The sequence below is a fragment of the Anaerococcus tetradius ATCC 35098 genome (genome assembly GCF_000159095.1).
GTDB lineage: Bacteria > Bacillota > Clostridia > Tissierellales > Peptoniphilaceae > Anaerococcus > Anaerococcus tetradius.
On record NZ_GG666339.1, the window covers coordinates 1 to 679 of the forward strand.

The window sequence follows — 679 nt, forward strand, 5'->3', positions numbered from 1 at the left end:
GATGCTGAGAAATGGATTCAAACTCTAAGTGATGATGAGATAAAAGCTATTGGTAAATATACCTACAATGGTAAGGATAGTGATGGACTTAGATTATTTGAGAAAATCAATGGATATTTAGAAAATAGATATGATCCAGCTAATGAAAAAGAAGAAGAAATAATCTTAAGAAATGCCTATAATATAGAACAAGGATTATTGAAAAATAAACTAAAACACGATATAATTGTTTATAGGAAAGAAGAGTTTCCTGAAAGCTTAAATGGAAAAGTTCAAAAGTTTTTAAGTACATCAGTTACTAAAAAAGGAGTTTTGAAAAAATCTCCAAATGTAGCTATTATAGTTCCTAAAGGAGTCAATGGAGCTTATGTTGAACAATTAGCTGATGTTAGGTTTAAAAACAGAGGGATTTTTACTTAATAAAAATAATAGCTATAAGATGATTTATAACGATAATAATCTTATGGTATATATATTGGAGGATAAAGTATGAATCTAATTAAAGAAGAGCTTACTGAAGATGAAGTTGCTGAGATAATTGAGGCTAGATACGCTGCAGAAAGTCCTAAAAAAATATCAGATGAAGACAAGAAAGTTGTTGAAAAAAGATTGAAAAAAATTGAAGAATTTGGCAAAAAACATTACAGAAAATAAGCACAGCTAAACTTACAGGTGTAGG

The 679-nt window shown here is 28.4% G+C and carries 2 protein-coding genes; both read left to right on the plus strand.

From position 1 onward, the window contains the following. A partial coding sequence (locus HMPREF0077_RS10050) for an ADP-ribosyltransferase (protein WP_004837913.1) occupies positions 1 to 420 on the plus strand: 420 nt, incomplete at its 5' end. 69 nt (positions 421 to 489) lie between these two features. Then, a complete protein-coding gene (locus tag HMPREF0077_RS10840) occupies positions 490 to 654 on the plus strand; it encodes a hypothetical protein (protein WP_004837914.1) in 165 nt (54 codons plus the stop codon). Positions 655 to 679 lie beyond the last annotated feature (25 nt).

Coding starts and splice junctions, on each gene's coding strand:
- HMPREF0077_RS10840 (WP_004837914.1), top strand. CDS start 490: ATGAATCTAATTAAAGAAGAGCTTACTGAAGATGAAGTTGCTGAGATA.